The sequence below is a fragment of the Lachnospira pectinoschiza genome (assembly GCF_020564355.1).
In the GTDB taxonomy this organism is placed as follows: domain Bacteria; phylum Bacillota; class Clostridia; order Lachnospirales; family Lachnospiraceae; genus Lachnospira; species Lachnospira intestinalis.
Genome location: NZ_JAJCRR010000001.1, coordinates 226694 through 243693 on the forward strand (window position 1 = coordinate 226694; position 17000 = coordinate 243693).

Sequence of the window (17000 nt, forward strand, 5' to 3'; positions counted from 1 at the left end):
TGCAGATTGCATACAGGCAGGTAACGTGCTATATTTATATAGATAAAGACTTAGAAGCTGCCTTTTTTGGCAGATAGGAGGATTGTTGTGAATATTGTAGTATTAGCTGGCGGAACCAGTACGGAAAGAGATGTTTCCATTATGACAAGTATGATGGTGTGCGGTTCGTTAAGAAGAAACGGACATCATGCCAATATGATAGATGTATTTACAGGTTCGGGGAAATATAAGCACAGCAGTGAATTTTTCCAGGAAGACAATGATTTAAAAAAGCTGGCAGACAGCATGAAAGAGCAGTCAGCCGGTATTGCAAAGCTGGTTGAAGAAAGAGAACGCATCGGCGGCGGATTTTTCGGACCGGGTGTACTCGAACTGTGTCAGGCAGCAGATATCGTTTATATCGGACTGCACGGTGCGAACGGCGAAGACGGTAAGATTCAGGCTGCGTTTGATTTGATGGGTATTAAATATACAGGAACAGGATACTTAAGCAGCGCCATTTCCATGAGCAAGGAACTGACTAAAAAGGTACTGGTATCCGAAGGTGTTCCGATGCCAAAGGGCATTTCTTTAAAGAAAGGACATAAGATAGAATATGTTCCGTATCCGTGTGTTGTAAAGCCGTGCTGCGGCGGTTCAAGTGTAGGTGTATCCATTGCAAATAACGAAGAAGAATTCCGTGCCGCAGTGGAAGAAGCTTTCCGCTATGAAGATAACATTTTGGTTGAAGAATATGTAAAGGGCAGGGAATTTTCAGTAGCGGTTCTTGACGGAGAAGCACTGCCGGTTATTGAAATTGAACCGTTAGAAGGCTTTTATGACTACAAGAATAAGTACAATGGCGCAACAAAGGAAACGTGTCCGGCAAATCTTCCGGCAGATGTAGCGCAGAAAATGCAGCGCTGGGCAGTTAAAGCGTGTCAGGCAGTCGGTATTGAAACATGCGGCAGAGTGGATATGTTGTTAAATGAAGACGAAGACATTTTCTGTCTGGAAATCAACACGCTTCCGGGCATGACAGAAACCAGTCTGATTCCGCAGGAAGCGGCAGCAGTCGGCATGTCTTATGACCAGCTGACACAAAAAATTGTAGAAATCTCTATGAATAAATATAATAAATAGTGCAGGAGAGTACCATGAAGGGAATGACTTTGGAAGCTGTTGCAAAAGCCTGTGATGGAATATATCATGGCAGTGACGGCGACAAAATAAAAGAAGTTTCAGCTATTACAACAGACAGCAGGCAGATACAGCCACAGGGAATGTTTATTGCGATTAAGGGTGCAAGAAGTGACGGGCATGCTTATATTGATTCCTGTTATGAAAAAGGAGCGCTCTGCTGTATTTCCGAGCAGGAGCTTCCGGGAGAGAAAAGACCGTACATTCAGGTAGAATCCTCACTTCAGGCATTAAAAGACATTGCGCAGTTATACCGCGCCAATCTGGATATCAAAGTGGTCGGTATTACGGGAAGTGTCGGAAAGACCAGTACAAAGGAAACGATTGCAGCAGTTCTTTCACAGAAGTACAAAGTATTAAAGACACAGGGCAACTTCAATAATGAAATCGGACTGCCGCTTACCATTTTCAGACTGACGGAGGAAGATGAAATCGCTGTTTTGGAAATGGGTATCAGTGATTTCGGTGAAATGACCCGTCTGACAAAGATTGCACAGCCGGACATTTGTGTCATTACCAATATCGGCTTGTGTCATTTGGAAAATTTAAAGAGCCGTGACGGCATTTTAAAGGCAAAAACAGAGATTTTTAAATCCATGAATCCGGATGGCACGGTTATTTTAAACGGAGATGACGATAAGCTCATTACAATCTCAGAAGTTTACGGCAAAAAGCCGGTATTTTTCGGTATTAAAAATACAGCGGGAATCTATGCGGATCATATTGAAAATTTAGGACTGGAAGGCGTCCGCTGCCGGATTCATATGGCAGCAGATAATGCTGTTCAGACGGAGAATCAGACTGAAAATGCGGCAGAAGATTTTACTGTGCAGATTCCGGTTGCGGGAGAGCATATGGTGTATAATGCCATGGCAGCAGCGGCAGTCGGTGAGGCACTCGGACTGACCGCAGAGCAGATAAAAACAGGCATTGAGGGCATGGAAACGATTGCCGGACGAAATCATATTATCCGGGAAAACGGATTTCTGATTTTAGATGACTGCTATAATGCAAATCCGGTTTCTATGAAAGCGTCTGTTGATGTGCTGGATACGGCAAAGGGGCGCAAGGTCTGCATTTTAGGTGATATGTTTGAACTGGGTGAAAATGAAAAGCAGCTCCACTACGAAGTCGGCAGTTATCTGGCACAAAAGCAGATGGATGTTTTGCTGACGGTAGGTGCGCTGTCAACGTCGATTGCGCAGGGTGCCAAAGATTACCGGAAGAATCATGCCGGTGCGTATCCATGCAGTGTGCATACATTTACAACAAAAGAGGAACTTATTGCACAATTGCCTGCACTTTTAAAGCAGGGGGACAATATTTTGGTAAAAGCATCCCATGCAATGGAGTTTCCAAAGGTGATTGAAGCAATTACAGAAATGACACAGGAATAATTGATTATTTGTGTTGCGGGCATGACAAAAAACTCTTATCGCAGAAGGAAATTAAATTCAATCTGAGATTCTTTTGATATTGTAATGCCTGCGGATTGGAGGAAGAACACATGAAAAAAATGAAAAAATTAAGCGCGCTGATGCTCGTATTGGTATTATCTTTATCCTTTGTGGCATGCGGCGGCAGCAAATCCATTACAGGTACATGGACTGTAGACGGAACGGATGCCGATATTTCAAAGCTTGAATTAAAGGACGACGGAACGGGAAGTATCAGCCTTGGTGACAGCATTTCTTTAAATATTACGTATACGACAGAAAAAGATAAGCTGACAATTACCATGTCTTATCTGGGACAGACAGAATCCGATGAGTATACATATACGTTAAAGAAGGGCAAGCTGACATTAACAGACAGCAGCCAGACACAGATTACATTTGTAAAGCAGTAAATAAAAAAGATACCGGGTATATCACACAGATGTTTACTTTCGAGTAAAAGCAAACATCTGTGATGGCAGATGAGAAATCGCATGCGCGAATTTCTCATCGCCTCTTCGCAACAAGTTGCTCAGAAATGAGAAGCAGCAGGATTTTATATACCGGGTATCTTTTTAGTTATTGGAATTTTTAAATATTTTTTATATTAGGGGTTTACAAAATCTATTTTATATGGTATTCTTAATTACGTAATAGATATCTATTATATTTATTTTATTTTATTCGGATAAATTCTAGTTTTAAGTCATTCCAAAGGGATACATTCCCAGTCGGAAAATTATCACATTTTAACAACTCAGAAGAAAGAGAGGTATTTTAGATGCACGATATTATTGAACATTACGGGAAGGTCATTGTGGCGCTTGCAGGAGTTCTTGCGGCTGTTTTGCTGACGGTTGCGGTTGTAAAGATTGTGAATACCAAGACGACAACGGCGGTAGATAACATTTCTTATGAACAGCAGATTCAGGATGCCATCAGCGGAGAGGGGAGTAAAGAATAGGGATTGGAAAAAGAACAGGGATTAAAAGGATACATCCGGCAGAATCGTGCAGAACTGTTTCGGGAAATAGAAGACCTGATACAGAATGAAGATGTTACGGATATTGAGTGGGACGGTTATTATCTGTGGGTTACAGATTTAAAGAAAGGCTGTTACTGCCATAATATCCGGTTAAATGAGGAATATGTGGATAATCTTGCAATCCGGCTTGCCAACATTATGAAAGTGCCGTTTAACAGGGCATATCCGATATTGGAGGCCAATACGGAAGATTTGCGCATATCCATCTGGCATGAATCCCGCTGTACCAAAAAGAGTATGGCAATCCGTAAAATCCCGACAAGGCTGAGATTCCGCCATCAGGATATTGTACAGGCTGGTTATGCGCCGGAGACGCTGATTAATCTGCTTGAAAATTGTGTGACTGCACACTGCAATATTGTGATTGGCGGGCAGCCGCACGCCGGAAAGACGGAATTGCTCAAATATTTGTCCACATTTATTCCGGCAAATGAAAAGGTCGGTGTGTATGAAGACAATCAGGAAATCCATTATCGTAAAATTAATCCGGGGAAAAAATGTGCGGAGTTTTTTGTGGATGAGAAGTTTTCATATTCACAGATTATCAGAGCGGGACTGCGGCATAATATTGACTGGACACTTTTGTCGGAGTCGAGAGGACCGGAGGTGCTGGATTTGTTAAACAGCCTGTCAACGGGGGCAAGCTGTATGACAACGATACATCTGGACGATGTGCGGGGGCTGCCGGACAGAATGTATAATATGCTGGGCTCGTGTGATATTACAGAACGCTTCATCAATAACATTTACAAATATATTGATGTCGGGGTGCTGGTTGAGTGCGATGCAAAGGAAAGGCGGCGGATTACACAGATGGCATTTTACGACAATGAGGGCGGCAGGAATACCTGTACGGTGTTATATGACAGAGAAGGGAAAACACCGCAGCAGATACCGGAAGCCTATCAGCGCCGTTTTCTGCGGTATGGGATTGAGAATCCGTATCAGACAGCATGAGTTTTTGTGCAAGAGGGGAATAATCAGGGGAGGAAGCATGAAAAAAATTAAATATAGAAATGTAAGGCAGTATTTTTCTTATCGGAGAATACAGCAGAAAGCAGGGGAGAGCGGAGCTACCTGTACACCACAGGGGTATGCAGGCATATTTGGGGCAGTAATGGTCATAACCGTCCTTACAGGGTGGTTTTACAGATTACAGCCGATATGGATTTTTATGGTGATGGCAGCGGGAATACTTTGTATTCCCGCGGTGACCGCCGCGTATTTTTCAGGGAAAGAAAAGAAAAAGAAATTTCACGATGTAGATGTATATATTCATCAGATGATTTATTCATTTGAACGACAGCCCAAAATTCTTACGGCACTTGAAGATACGCTGAAAGTCACGGATCATAAAATGAAAAATTGTATCATTGCGGCAATACAGGAAATGCAGTATGGGACAACAAAAGATGTGTATCGCATGGCACTTAAAAACATTGAAAAAGAATATGCGTGTTCAAGAATTACAACACTGCATACTTTTTTAACACAGGTGGAAGAAAAAGGCGGGGAGTATAAAAGTTCACTGGAAATACTGCGGTGCGATGCAGACCACTGGGTAAAACGGGTATATCAGTTTCAGGAGGAAATAAGACGCATAAAACAGATAACGGCAATCGGAGTAGTACTGAGTTTTCTGATGGCATCGGTATCTGTGCTGGTTACATATATCTGTGAAAATACATCTGAAATCAGGCTGGATATTACACATGAACCGCTATATCAGGTGGTATCCTGTACATTTTTAATTTTATGTATGATGTATTACACTTATATGCAGATCCGGCATGACTGTGACTGGCTGGTTAAACAGCGCAGTGATAAGGCGGCAGAAAGAGATTATCAAATGGCATTTCATACCGACTTAAAGAAACTTCACCGCAGTCTGATACCGATTCTTGTTATAATGGCAGGCATAAGCGGCATTCTGGCATATTACGGATGGTATCTGTGGTGTGCCGTGGCGGCGGTATGCGGTATTTATTTGTGGATTGTGCCACAAATTAACCGGCAGGCGGCATTGAAGCGTTTGAAGAAAGATTTGTATTATTCATTTGCAGACTGGCTCAGGGACGTAGCACTCAACCTTTCGGAGGAATCACTTGCAATGGCAATTGAAGATACGTATGATACAGCACCGGTGATTATGAAAGAGTCGCTGGAACAGTTTATTTATGCGATTGAAGAAAATCCTTCAGATGTAACACCGTATTATTCTTTTTTAAATCAGTTTGAGGTAACGGATATCTCATCTTCGGTACGTATTTTATACTCGCTCAGCGAAAATGATGCGCAGAGTATTGATACAACCATCAAAACGCTTCTCACAAGAAATTATGAATTGATGAATCAGTATGAAACGGCAGACAATGCAGACCATATCAGTATAATGCGTTTTTCAGAATATATTCCGACTTTTTTTGTAGCAGTGAAGGTGGCAGCAGATATGCTGCTAGTTATTACAAATTATTTGTAATCGTTGGGCGTGTACGCAGAAAGGGGAAAACAATGGATACAATAGTAGATTTATATGGAGATGCGGTTACTTCATTTATTTTTATGGGCGCAGTTATTGCGGTTTTCATAAAGATTTTACTCAAGGTGTGTGTATAGGAGGACGGTATGGGCGACTTGATTGCAATGGTAAAGGATGCCGTTGTGCCGCTGGCAGGATTTATGGCAGTAACGGCAATGCTGGGTGTGGTTATTGTAATGTATAAACAGACCATTATGGCAGTGATTAATACACTGCTGTACAGATAAGGTACGGGTATGAAAAATCCTTAAATGTAAGATTTTTATAAAGCTGTCTGTGCCGCAGATGTCACGGACAGCTGTTTGGGACAAAGCATTTGCGGAATGGAGATGAGTATGAAATCAATAATAGAAAGTTCGGCATATTGTATAATCCTTGTTATCATGTGTTATATGGCGATAGGGTTTATACAGATGAACATGGACGTAAACAAGGTAAATGAAGTTTCCAAATACGTGCAGGATTACATGGAAGTGCATGGAAAAAGCACCGGTGATGATGCGGCCGGGTATACACTGGATGCAGCTACATTAGACCACATTAATTCTCACGTAAGCAGATACGGCATGACGGCGGCGGTAACGTATGATACTGCAACTTCCGGGAACGTGTATTACAAGCTGGAGCTGAAATACGCATTAAAAATGCCGTTTCTGAACCTGAATGCAAATCATACATACGATGCGATTGCAAGAACGCCAAAGACGGCATAGGGAAGTGATTGGGGAAAACGTGATTTAGAAAAAGCTGAGCCGGAAAGTGTTCGTGTTTAGGGGAAAATAATGTAAGAAAACAGGAAGGGGAGAACTTCATGAGAACGGTCATAACCGGAGGAGGTTTTTTGGTTGTCACAGCGCTGTGTGTGCTGATCCACTGTTCCATCATCAGTACCAACATGAGGGACAATGAGGTAAGCAACAGCCTTGACAAGGCATCGGATTATGCAGTGGATGTCATGGGTGACATTTATCTGCGCCTTGATTACAGTCAGGGAAATACAGCAGCCTATATGCAGGAGCTGATACAGGGTTTCTGCAGGGCGGTGAATGAAAAAATCGGCACGGATGGGGAGCTGTCAGTGCAGGTTGTAAAGGCGGATATCGAAAACGGTAATTTTGACATTATCGTGACGGAAGATTACGACTATCCGTTAAGGGGCAAAAAGGGAAGCTGTTCGTATGAAAAGGCATTTTCCTTTGAGCCGTAATAACCAAAGAAGCAGATCACAATGAAGCGGTTAAGAAGCGGCATACCATAAATGTACCTTGAAAATTTAATACTGCACGGTAATTTACCCATGGACAGGCGGCGCCTGTTCCATTATAATAAAGTATAACGCTAAAGAAGGGGAGAAAATTTTATGACAAGATTAAAAGCATTATTAAAGAAAGCAGACAAGGCGGCAGTCATCGGAATGACAGCTGCGGCAGTAGCAATGGCGACACTGGGTGCAGGAGGGGTAAAGACTTACGCATCCGATTATTCCGTACAGAAGTATGTGGACAGCTCCGATGAAAGCCTTGTGCTTGACGGGGATACATGGCACTGCTACAAAAACGGACAGATTGACTATGATTATGACGGCATTGCCTTAAACGAATACGGCTGGTGGAAGGTTAATAACGGTGAAGTTGATTTTTCCTATTCAGGAATGGTGTTAAACCAGTACGGCTGGTGGTATGTCAATAACGGCGGACTGGACGGCAGCTACAGCGGCATGGGTGTAAATGAGTACGGCTGGTGGAAGTATGACAACGGAACGGTTGACTTTAACTACAGCGGCATTGCCTTAAATGACTATGGCTGGTGGAAGTTTGTAAACGGCAGCATTGATTTTGGTGCCAACGGACTGGACTTTGATGAAGCAACCAATACATGGTGGTATTTTAACGGCGGTGCGATTGATTTCGCATTTGACGGTATGGCATTAAATGACTACGGCTGGTGGAAAGTCAACAACGGTTCGGTAAACTTCGGCTTTAACGGCTTATGCAGCAACGAGTATGGCACATGGAAGTTTAATAACGGAACGGTTGACTTTGGCTACAACGGATTTGCCGCAGACGGCGAGAATACATGGTACGTCGTAAACGGCAGGGTAGCGACAGAATACTCCGGCACGGTAGACGGAAAGGAAGTCAGAAACGGTCAGGTCATTGATACGGTTGTGATTGAGGTCAGACATCATGGCAGAACACCGGAACTGGCAAATACAACAGGAAATATTACGGTACAGCCGGATTTGACAGGACCTGTTGAATATATTGAGTATGTTACAGTACAGGTGGACAAGGATGGAAATATTGTAGAGCCGGTGTATGCAGAAAATGAATGGTATCCGGATGATTATGGAATAAATTCAACTGAATTTCCTGATTATGTGATTAATTCGATTGTGCTTGAAGACGGTAAATTTTTCTGTACAAAAGAAGAAACAAATCTTAATGAGTTTTGCGCACAGGATTTGCGTTCATATGTTCATGATGGTGTAGTTGATGTTTATTTAAACTGGTTCAGATATGTAGGATAACAGTAAAACAATTAAATATAAAATATATGAGATACCGCTTGTGAAATTTCCGCAGGCGGTATTTTGTTTATCTGTTTTAAAGTTTTTGTCTAGTATATTTATATTGTAACTATTAATCAGGTTTATTTGTAACTCATTTACAACAGATTCTATTTAAACGGAGGAATAAAGTATGCGATTTATAAAAAAGCATAAGAAACTTATTACAGCTCTTACGGCGGTGTTACTCATTGCAGTAAGTTTAGGCACATATGTCAGACAGACATGGGCTGCCTATGACACATGGAACAGTCTTGAAGAACTGGAGTTTAGAACAGGAGTGGGTGAAGGACAGCACTCTATGACTGATGTTAAGATATATGGTGATAATTATACGAATGATGTGGGGGAAATCTACTCTGACAGAAGCCATTTTTTTGATGACATCAAGCTGAAGGCTTCATCAAGAGTTACTTATGGAAGAAAGATAAGGGTTAATTTCGGTCAGCGTTTTGCGATTGTAGCGGCAAAAGAGGATACTGCCGATGCAGGCGGTTCAACTGAAAATGCAGGATTACAGTTTTACTGGTCTGTAGGTGAGTATGATGAAAACGGAAATATTGTATTTGACGGTGGCTGGCGTAGCTCAAGCGGCACATGGACGGTCGGAGTCACGGAAAATGGTGATACAGGATATGGTAAGAGTGGATATCCAAATGGCGAAGATATAAGTACCAGACAGAATAAGATAAGATATGTTGTGCCAATTTTTAGGTGGAATAATGGAGATGAAACAGTGGGAAGCGGAAGTGATTTAACATTACGCCCAACACAAATAGCGAGTATGTTTTCTGTCTTCACCATGATAACAGACCCATTTACCTATACCTTTAACTTAAACGGCGGACAGGTCAATGGTTCAGGCAATGCAGTTACCATGCAGCGGTTAGGAATTGAAAACGTTTCAGTTCCGGCAACACCGACAAGACCGGGTTATGTGTTCACCGGCTGGAAGATTACATCCACAGGCGGCAAGCAGGCAGGAAAGGTATACGATGCCGGACAGCTGGGAGAAATGTTCACTGATGGAAAATACTGGTCATCCCTGTTTGCGGATGCCACCTTTGAAGCCCAGTGGGTACAGGCAGACTGCTTTGTAAGCTACATGGGAAACGGCGCCGACAACATGTCTGATTTTTACCGTTCCTATAATGCGGCATATGACGGAAACACTGCGGAAAACTTCTTATTTAAGAGAACAGGTTACACATCGGTATCCGGAAGCACATGGGAAATAAAAGACCAGTTCTTAAATCTTACCGGAGGCTGTGACGGCGGCGGTACGCTTCCGTCTTCCGGCACGCTTACCAGTATCCGTACAAAATGCGGCGGCAGGTATCAGTGCGTTGACATCAGCGCGGCAAGCTATGCGGACGGCGCAAATGCACAGATATGGGACTGTGTAAACGGCAATGCACAGATGTATGCCTTTGTGTTTACGGGCTTTGAAGACGGACTGCCGTACTGGGTCATACGGAACAATGCAACGGGAAAGGTACTGGATGCCGCCATTGGCACAGGCATAGATGGCGGAAATAACGGCGCAAACATCCAGCAGTGGGCATACCACGGCGGTGACAACCAAAAGTGGACGTTCCAGATGGCGGGGGACGGATACTTCTATATCCGCTCAAAGCTTGACCCAAACCTTGTGCTAGACCTTCTCTACGGAAGCACGGACAACGGCACAAACCTCCAGCTGTGTAACTACTACGGCAGCGAAAACCAGCAGTGGTATCTGTGGGACAACACCATCAACTTATCAGCAGAGTGGACAAACAGTAATTATAAGGTGGACTACAACGCAGACGGCGGTACGCTTCTTGATGAAAACGGAAATGAAACAACAGATACGGTAAGAACATACGAATACGACAAAATCTACAATTTCCTCAAAGCCCAAAGAGCCTACACCGTAAGCTATGAAACCAACGGTGGCACGGCAGCAATTAACAGTTCAAACACCGATGCGCCGGGAACATTTAATGGCTGGAATGAACAGCTTACCGAACAGACAAGCCACGGTGAGGTGCAGAGCTCATATGACTGGACGACAGGGACATTAAACTGGGCGGCATATTATAACGGCAATCCCGACATTTTAAATGCTGCGGGAAATGTCTATGATACCATCCGTGCAATCATGCATTACCGGGCATTTGGCATATCAGAAAACAGACAGTTTACCGGCGCTTCCTACTGGCTGCCGTCCGTGAGATTCAGAAACCTTACCGCAAATGGCGGCACGGTAAATGTAAAAGCAGATTATACCAACGGCACAGTTACACTTCCAAATGCAGAAAAAGCTTCCGTTGAGATTGACGGAAAGAATGTAAGCTATACTTTCGACGGCTGGTATCTGGATGCCGCTCTTACAAATCGTGTCGGCGGCGCAGGAGATACATACACACCGGCAGGAAATACAACGCTGTATGCAAAATATACAACACAGTCTGAAAACCTTATTTTTAACCAGAAGATACGTGTGCGTTACGAAAATGCAGACGGCACATGGATTTCATACACCACCGTTCTTGATCAGGATTTCAGGACCGGTGATACGGTCGATTATGATTTTGGCAGCCTTGATACAGATAAGTGGGTAAGACCGGCGGCAGTAAAGTATACAGTCAGCGGACAGTACCAGACAGAGGGCTATACAACAAGCGTTGATATTTACAGACAGACTTACAATGTAACAGTAACATACGACAATGCCGATGCTTTCAGTGCAAAAAGCGGGGAGGGTACATACCGCTGGGGAGAAAATGTAACGGCATCCGTTACGCTCAGTGAAAAGACCGCGCAGTATACCTACCGTTTTGCAGGATTTGAAACGGAGTCACGCCTTACCTTCAGAAACGGCACATCAAAGACATCAAATCCGGTAACATTTGTCATGCCGGAAGAAAATGTCACGTTAAAGGCATGCTCTGCATCACAGACCAATGAATATACCGTCACCGTGGAACACTACTACATGGATACGGCAGGAAACTATCCGGACAAACCGTCCGTTACAGAAGATTTAAAGCCGTACTACGGCGAAACACTGGTGCATAAAGACCTTGCCCGTGAAATAAAGGGACTTTCCTTCAACGAAAACAAAACACTTCAGGAAAACGGAAACCGCACGCAGACGGAAGTTAAGGGAAATACCACGGTCAGACTTTATTATGACAGGACGGTATGCACCGTTACCTATGACTACAGAACAAACGGCGGTACGTCGGCGGATAAGGAAACCGTAAAGACCTACTACGGTGCGGATGCCGACCTTTCCGTTGCAGCATACAAAAACGGCTGGGAACATGCCGGATGGAATACGAAAAGTGATTCAGAAACAGGACTTACCCGGTACACCGTCACCGGAAACGTCACACTCTATGCCGTGTACCGAAAGGACATCACTGTGACATTCGTGGACTTTGCACAGACCTATAAGAGGGAAGGCTCCATGTACAACAACGACACCTATGCCCTTATCGATGCGCCACAGTGCAGTACCTATGGCGGATGGGAAAACGTATCGGATGTTACGGCAGTGGGATTTAACAGCCGGGCAGATATCACTGCGGAAGGTGCTGAAAAGATGGAGGTAAAGTCCGGGGAGGAACATTTAAAAATCCCGGACAGCATTACCTACTATACCGTGTGCCGGGCAGACGTAACACTGACCTATGAATTAAACGGCGGAACGGAAAATGACACCACAAAGCCGGTAACGAAAACTGTGTACTGCAATGCGGCTGCCCCGCAGGAAGTAAGGGGCTTTAAATTACAGCTTGGCGAAAGTGTAAAGGAATCCGTTGACCTTGACGGCTATACCCATTCCTATGCATTTGCGACATGGGCCGAAAACAGCCCGGAGAGCGAAACACGCTTCCCATGCAATGCAGATTATGTCTTAAAGGAAAATACGACTATGTATGCCCTGTGGGATGAAACGGTGACACCGATTACCTACTATATCGAATTTGACGGCAATGCAGGCACAGCCGCAAGAAACATTCCTGATAAAATGGAGGTGCAGTATGGAGAGGAAGTCGTTCTTCCGGAGCAGAAGCCGGAAAGGACGGGATTTACCTTTATGGGATGGAATACAAGAACGGACGGACAGGGAACGGAATACCAGCCGCAGGATACGGTAAAGAACCTTACAACCGTAAACCACGCCACGGTAAAACTGTATGCCCGGTGGAAACAGCGCCGCATTATCCTTGTAAAGGCGGCATCGACCGTTTATAACGACACCATCATCAAAAGAATCCCCGGTGATGAGGAATGGTATGATTCGGTAGGGCATTTAACCATCGATGAACTGAAAAACTACCCGGATGAACTCTGCGAGCAGGTATGGCATATCGACAAGCAGGGTAATATCACACGGGTGAAATAACACCTAAACAGTGTATTTTTCTTGCAGTAAATGAAGAACAGGGTGTATGATTAAACTAAATATAAAGTTAAAGAATATCCCCTGTTATGTATATATGAATATTTGTTATTTTAAGGAAGAAAATGGAGAGGTATATGGGGATAAAAGATTTAACAGAAAAGATACTGGAAGATTATAATGACATTTTTGCTGATATTGTCAATGTACTGGTATTCAAAGGAAAACAGCGCATAAAGCCGGAGACACTTGTAAATACCGGTGTGCATTCCCAGTATAAAAATGACAAAAACGGTGTCTTACACGAGCAGGAGCGGGATGTCGCAAAATACTGGATGAACGGAAAAGTACGGATAGCCCTGTGCGGACTGGAAAATCAGACTGCCGTTGAGCCGAAAATGCCGCTGAGGGTGTTTGGCTATGAGGGTGCATCTTACCGTGGACAGTTGGAAGAAAAAAGTGCCGTGCCGGTGATAACACTGGTACTGTACTTCGGAAATGAACACTGGAGGGCAGAAAAGCATTTAAAAGACCTGCTTGACATTCCGGAGGGCATGGAAGAATATGTTAATGACTTAAAGATTAACGTATTTGAAATTGCATGGCTCACAGATGAGCAGATATCCATGTTTAAGAGTGATATGTGCGAAGTAGCTGAAAGACTTGAACAAATGGGTATTGAAAAAGGCAGACTTGAAGGTGAGCAGATGACAGTGTACAGTTTTGTGCAGGACAAAACCATAACACCGGAACAGGGCGCTCATAAGCTGAATATCAGTGTCGCAGAACTTGAAAAAAAGATGAAAGAAGCAGGATATACTTATCCGGTATTCTAAAAAAATTCTAAAAATTTCTTGTGAAGATTTTTTAACTTTTAAAATCTTGTCAAGCATTTTTGAAAATCCCCAAAATCTTTGACATCTCCTTTATTATTTGATATGATGTAGAGAAAAATATTTTTAAAGGAGTTGATTTTTTGGATACGGACAGTATCACGCAGTTGATTTTAATTATTATTCTGCTTGCGTTATCTGCTTTTTTTTCATCAGCAGAAACAGCATTTACAACTGTAAACCACATTCGCATCAGAACCCTGATTGACGAGGGGAACAAGAGGGCGGTCATTGTGTCAGACATTATTGCACATTCACAGAAGATGTTAAGTGCGATTCTGATTGGAAATAACATTGTCAATATTTCAGCATCGGCGCTGGCAACATCGCTGACAATTAAAATCTGGGGCAATTATGCCACGGGTATTACAACAGGTGTGTTAACGATTGTTGTATTAATTTTCGGTGAAATTACACCTAAAACGACAGCAACCGTTTATTCAGAAAAGTTTGCGCTGGTATATGCACCGGTTATTAAAGTACTGATGACCGTGCTGACACCGGTTATTTATGTGGTAGATGTTCTGGCAGGATTCTTTTTACGATTGTTCCATATTGATACGAAGAATCATAAAAAGACAATTACAGAAACAGAACTGAGAACATTTGTTAATGTCAGCCATGAAGAAGGTGTCATTGAATCAGATGAAAGACAGATTATTAACAATCTGTTCGATTTTGGTGATGCAGAAGCTAAAGATGTTATGATACCGAGAATTGATATGGTTGCCGCAGATATTACAACGGGATACGATGAGATTCTGGCACTGTTTAGGGAAACGATGTATTCGAGGATTCCGGTGTATGAGGAAGAACAGGATAATGTTGTCGGCATTTTAAATATAAAAGATTTAATTGTTGCGCCGCATGGCACACAGTTTGAAATCAGAAAAATCATGCGCAAGCCTTATTATGTTTATGAACATAAAAATATTTCCGAACTGTTTAAGGAAATGCAGAAACAGTCACAGGGGATTGCAATCGTATTAGACGAATATGGTTCTACGGCAGGCATGATTACAACAGAGGATTTATTGGAAGAAATCGTCGGGGAAATCCGTGATGAGTATGATAATGATGAAACAGAACCATTTGTTAAAATCGATGATTATACATATCATATTGACGGAACGTATAAATTAGATGATGTCAATGAAAAATTGTCAACAGCCCTGACATCTGAAGATAATGATTCAATCGGTGGTTATATTATTGAAAAGCTGGACAGGATTCCGGCGGCAGGAGAAAAACTGCGCGTGGATAATCTGGAATTTACAGTAGAAAAAGTAGAATCCAACAGAGTTGTATCTGTGATTTTAAAAGTTTTTTAGTATAACCGGGCTTTTCCTTTCATAGGATAGATTAAGAAAAATGAATCTTGAATCTGGAGGGGAAATGGCAGTAAAAGGATTTCAACTTGTAAAAACATTGATTATAGCATATGTAATAACGGCAGTTTTGCTTCTGTTAACGGCCTTCGGGCTGTATCGTCTGCATTTGTCAGACTGGCAGGTAATGGCAGCTGTCGTTATTATTTATGCTCTTTCATGCTTTGCCGGCGGCTATATTTTAGCAAAAGCACAGAAAAGCAGAAGAATGTTGTGGGGCATGGGCTTTGGTATTTTATATTTTACCGTGCTGACGGCTGCCGCCTTTATTCTTACAAAAGGGGCAGATATGGATATGACAGCACTTGTAAAGGCACTGATTGTCTGCCTTTTGGCAGGTGGAGCTGGAGCATTTGCAACGCCTGAATAAAATAACAGAAATGTCAGGATTAAAGCTGTACTGTAAGATGTCCGGATTGCATCAGTGCTGAAATTTTATTAAGAAAAATTAAAGGAAAATCAGATTCTTTGCAGAATATATAAAGTATAGGCGCTTTTAACAGGATGGACTGTTTACCGGATAGGAGGCTTTGAATGAATATCAGGGAAGAACAGGAAAAATACGAGCATGAGCATTTAAGCAGATTTGCCAGATTTAGTGATGAATCGCAGGGGCGGGACAGACCGGAAGAACCCTGTACGGTGCGCCCTGCATATCAGCGGGACAGGGACAGAATTTTACACTGTAAGTCGTTTCGGCGCTTAAAGCATAAGACGCAGGTTTTTCTGTCGCCGCAGGGGGATCATTACAGAACGCGGCTTACGCACACACTGGAGGTGTCCCAGATTGCAAGAACAATCAGCAGGGCGCTGCGGTTAAATGAAGATTTGACAGAGGCAGCTGCACTGGGACATGATTTAGGACATACGCCGTTTGGACATGCCGGAGAACGGACATTAAACAGAATCTGTCCGATGGGGTTTGTCCATTCAGAACAGAGTATCCGCATTGTGGAAAAACTGGAAAAAGACGGACAGGGGTTAAATCTTACAAAAGAAGTGCGTGATGGTATTTTAAACCATCAGACATCGTCCATGCCGTCCACACTGGAAGGAAAAGTCGTCCGGCTTTCCGATAAAATAGCTTATATTAACCATGATATTGACGATGCAATCCGGGCAAAAATATTCAGTGAAACGGATATTCCAAAAGCCTTTACAGAAGTGCTTGGAGATACTACAAAATCAAGGCTGAATACGATGATACAGGATATTATTCATAACAGTATCGGGAAGAATGAAATCTGTATGTCTGATGAAGTGCATCAGGCAATGATGGAGCTGCGCAAATTTATGTTTGGCAGTCTTTATCAGAATCCACTTGCAAAAAGTGAAGAAGCAAAGGCAGACAAGCTGATTACGGAATTGTATGGATATTATATGGATAATATAGAAGCGCTGCCGGACAATTACAGAAGATTTATTACAGAGTGCGGCGAAACGCCGGAACGTGTCGTGTGCGATTATATAGCAGGCATGAGCGACCAGTATTCGGTTGCCAAATTTGAAGAAATATTTGTTCCGACATCGTGGAAAGTATAAGAGGAAGGATGAA

Annotated in this window: 15 protein-coding genes; all 15 read left to right on the forward strand. The window is 42.9% G+C overall.

From position 1 onward, the window contains the following. Window positions 1-87 precede the first annotated feature (87 nt). Entirely contained in the window at window positions 88-1122 is a 1035-nt protein-coding gene (locus LI288_RS01215; protein ID WP_022432540.1) for a D-alanine--D-alanine ligase family protein, read from the forward strand. Between the two features lie 14 nt (window positions 1123-1136). Continuing rightward, the gene (locus tag LI288_RS01220) at window positions 1137-2576 is read left to right on the forward strand and encodes a UDP-N-acetylmuramoyl-tripeptide--D-alanyl-D-alanine ligase (RefSeq protein WP_227089181.1); all 1440 of its coding nucleotides are present in this window, start codon (window positions 1137-1139) and stop codon (window positions 2574-2576) included. 110 nt (window positions 2577-2686) lie between these two features. Beyond that, a complete protein-coding gene (locus tag LI288_RS01225; RefSeq protein WP_022432538.1) occupies window positions 2687-3028 on the forward strand; it encodes a DUF5640 domain-containing protein in 342 nt (113 codons plus the stop codon). 368 nt (window positions 3029-3396) lie between these two features. Then, window positions 3397-3579 carry a hypothetical protein gene (locus LI288_RS01230; protein ID WP_022432537.1) on the forward strand — a complete coding sequence of 61 codons (183 nt, stop codon included), beginning with the start codon at window positions 3397-3399 and terminating at the stop codon, window positions 3577-3579. 3 nt (window positions 3580-3582) lie between these two features. Further along, a complete protein-coding gene (locus LI288_RS01235; RefSeq protein WP_227089182.1) occupies window positions 3583-4617 on the forward strand; it encodes an ATPase, T2SS/T4P/T4SS family in 1035 nt (344 codons plus the stop codon). Window positions 4618-4654: 37 nt separating this feature from the next. Further along, complete coding sequence (locus LI288_RS01240) at window positions 4655-6139, forward strand: hypothetical protein (RefSeq protein WP_227089183.1); 1485 nt, start codon at window positions 4655-4657, stop codon at window positions 6137-6139. Window positions 6140-6285: 146 nt separating this feature from the next. After that, window positions 6286-6426 (forward strand): hypothetical protein, encoded by a 141-nt coding sequence (locus LI288_RS01245; RefSeq protein WP_022432534.1) that lies wholly within the window; start codon window positions 6286-6288, stop codon window positions 6424-6426. 108 nt (window positions 6427-6534) lie between these two features. Next, window positions 6535-6912, forward strand: a complete 378-nt coding sequence (locus LI288_RS01250) for a hypothetical protein (protein WP_227089184.1) — start codon at window positions 6535-6537, stop codon at window positions 6910-6912. Between the two features lie 98 nt (window positions 6913-7010). Further along, a complete protein-coding gene (locus LI288_RS01255) occupies window positions 7011-7406 on the forward strand; it encodes a hypothetical protein (protein ID WP_227089185.1) in 396 nt (131 codons plus the stop codon). Window positions 7407-7559: 153 nt separating this feature from the next. After that, window positions 7560-8729 (forward strand): hypothetical protein, encoded by a 1170-nt coding sequence (locus LI288_RS01260; RefSeq protein ID WP_227089186.1) that lies wholly within the window; start codon window positions 7560-7562, stop codon window positions 8727-8729. A 172-nt stretch (window positions 8730-8901) separates the two neighbouring features. Continuing rightward, window positions 8902-13167: an InlB B-repeat-containing protein gene (locus tag LI288_RS01265; protein ID WP_227089187.1), complete on the forward strand. Its 4266-nt coding sequence runs from the start codon at window positions 8902-8904 to the stop codon at window positions 13165-13167. Between the two features lie 134 nt (window positions 13168-13301). Continuing rightward, window positions 13302-14000, forward strand: coding sequence for an Rpn family recombination-promoting nuclease/putative transposase (locus LI288_RS01270; RefSeq protein ID WP_227089188.1), 699 nt, complete (start codon window positions 13302-13304; stop codon window positions 13998-14000). A gap of 140 nt (window positions 14001-14140) precedes the next feature. Next, complete coding sequence (locus tag LI288_RS01275) at window positions 14141-15388, forward strand: HlyC/CorC family transporter (RefSeq protein ID WP_022433503.1); 1248 nt, start codon at window positions 14141-14143, stop codon at window positions 15386-15388. A gap of 64 nt (window positions 15389-15452) precedes the next feature. After that, a complete protein-coding gene (locus LI288_RS01280) occupies window positions 15453-15815 on the forward strand; it encodes a TIGR04086 family membrane protein (RefSeq protein WP_022433502.1) in 363 nt (120 codons plus the stop codon). 164 nt (window positions 15816-15979) lie between these two features. Continuing rightward, window positions 15980-16987 (forward strand): deoxyguanosinetriphosphate triphosphohydrolase, encoded by a 1008-nt coding sequence (locus tag LI288_RS01285; protein ID WP_227089189.1) that lies wholly within the window; start codon window positions 15980-15982, stop codon window positions 16985-16987. The last annotated feature ends 13 nt before the right edge of the window (window positions 16988-17000 follow it).

Excerpts from the sequence above, each read along its gene's own strand:
- LI288_RS01220 (WP_227089181.1), top strand. The coding sequence starts at position 1,137 with ATGAAGGGAATGACTTTGGAAGCTGTTGCAAAAGCCTGTGATGGAATA.
- LI288_RS01225 (WP_022432538.1), top strand. The coding sequence starts at position 2,687 with ATGAAAAAAATGAAAAAATTAAGCGCGCTGATGCTCGTATTGGTATTA.
- LI288_RS01230 (WP_022432537.1), top strand. The coding sequence starts at position 3,397 with ATGCACGATATTATTGAACATTACGGGAAGGTCATTGTGGCGCTTGCA.
- LI288_RS01240 (WP_227089183.1), top strand. The coding sequence starts at position 4,655 with ATGAAAAAAATTAAATATAGAAATGTAAGGCAGTATTTTTCTTATCGG.
- LI288_RS01245 (WP_022432534.1), top strand. The coding sequence starts at position 6,286 with ATGGGCGACTTGATTGCAATGGTAAAGGATGCCGTTGTGCCGCTGGCA.
- LI288_RS01250 (WP_227089184.1), top strand. The coding sequence starts at position 6,535 with ATGAAATCAATAATAGAAAGTTCGGCATATTGTATAATCCTTGTTATC.
- LI288_RS01255 (WP_227089185.1), top strand. The coding sequence starts at position 7,011 with ATGAGAACGGTCATAACCGGAGGAGGTTTTTTGGTTGTCACAGCGCTG.
- LI288_RS01260 (WP_227089186.1), top strand. The coding sequence starts at position 7,560 with ATGACAAGATTAAAAGCATTATTAAAGAAAGCAGACAAGGCGGCAGTC.
- LI288_RS01265 (WP_227089187.1), top strand. The coding sequence starts at position 8,902 with ATGCGATTTATAAAAAAGCATAAGAAACTTATTACAGCTCTTACGGCG.
- LI288_RS01270 (WP_227089188.1), top strand. The coding sequence starts at position 13,302 with ATGGGGATAAAAGATTTAACAGAAAAGATACTGGAAGATTATAATGAC.
- LI288_RS01280 (WP_022433502.1), top strand. The coding sequence starts at position 15,453 with ATGGCAGTAAAAGGATTTCAACTTGTAAAAACATTGATTATAGCATAT.
- LI288_RS01285 (WP_227089189.1), top strand. The coding sequence starts at position 15,980 with ATGAATATCAGGGAAGAACAGGAAAAATACGAGCATGAGCATTTAAGC.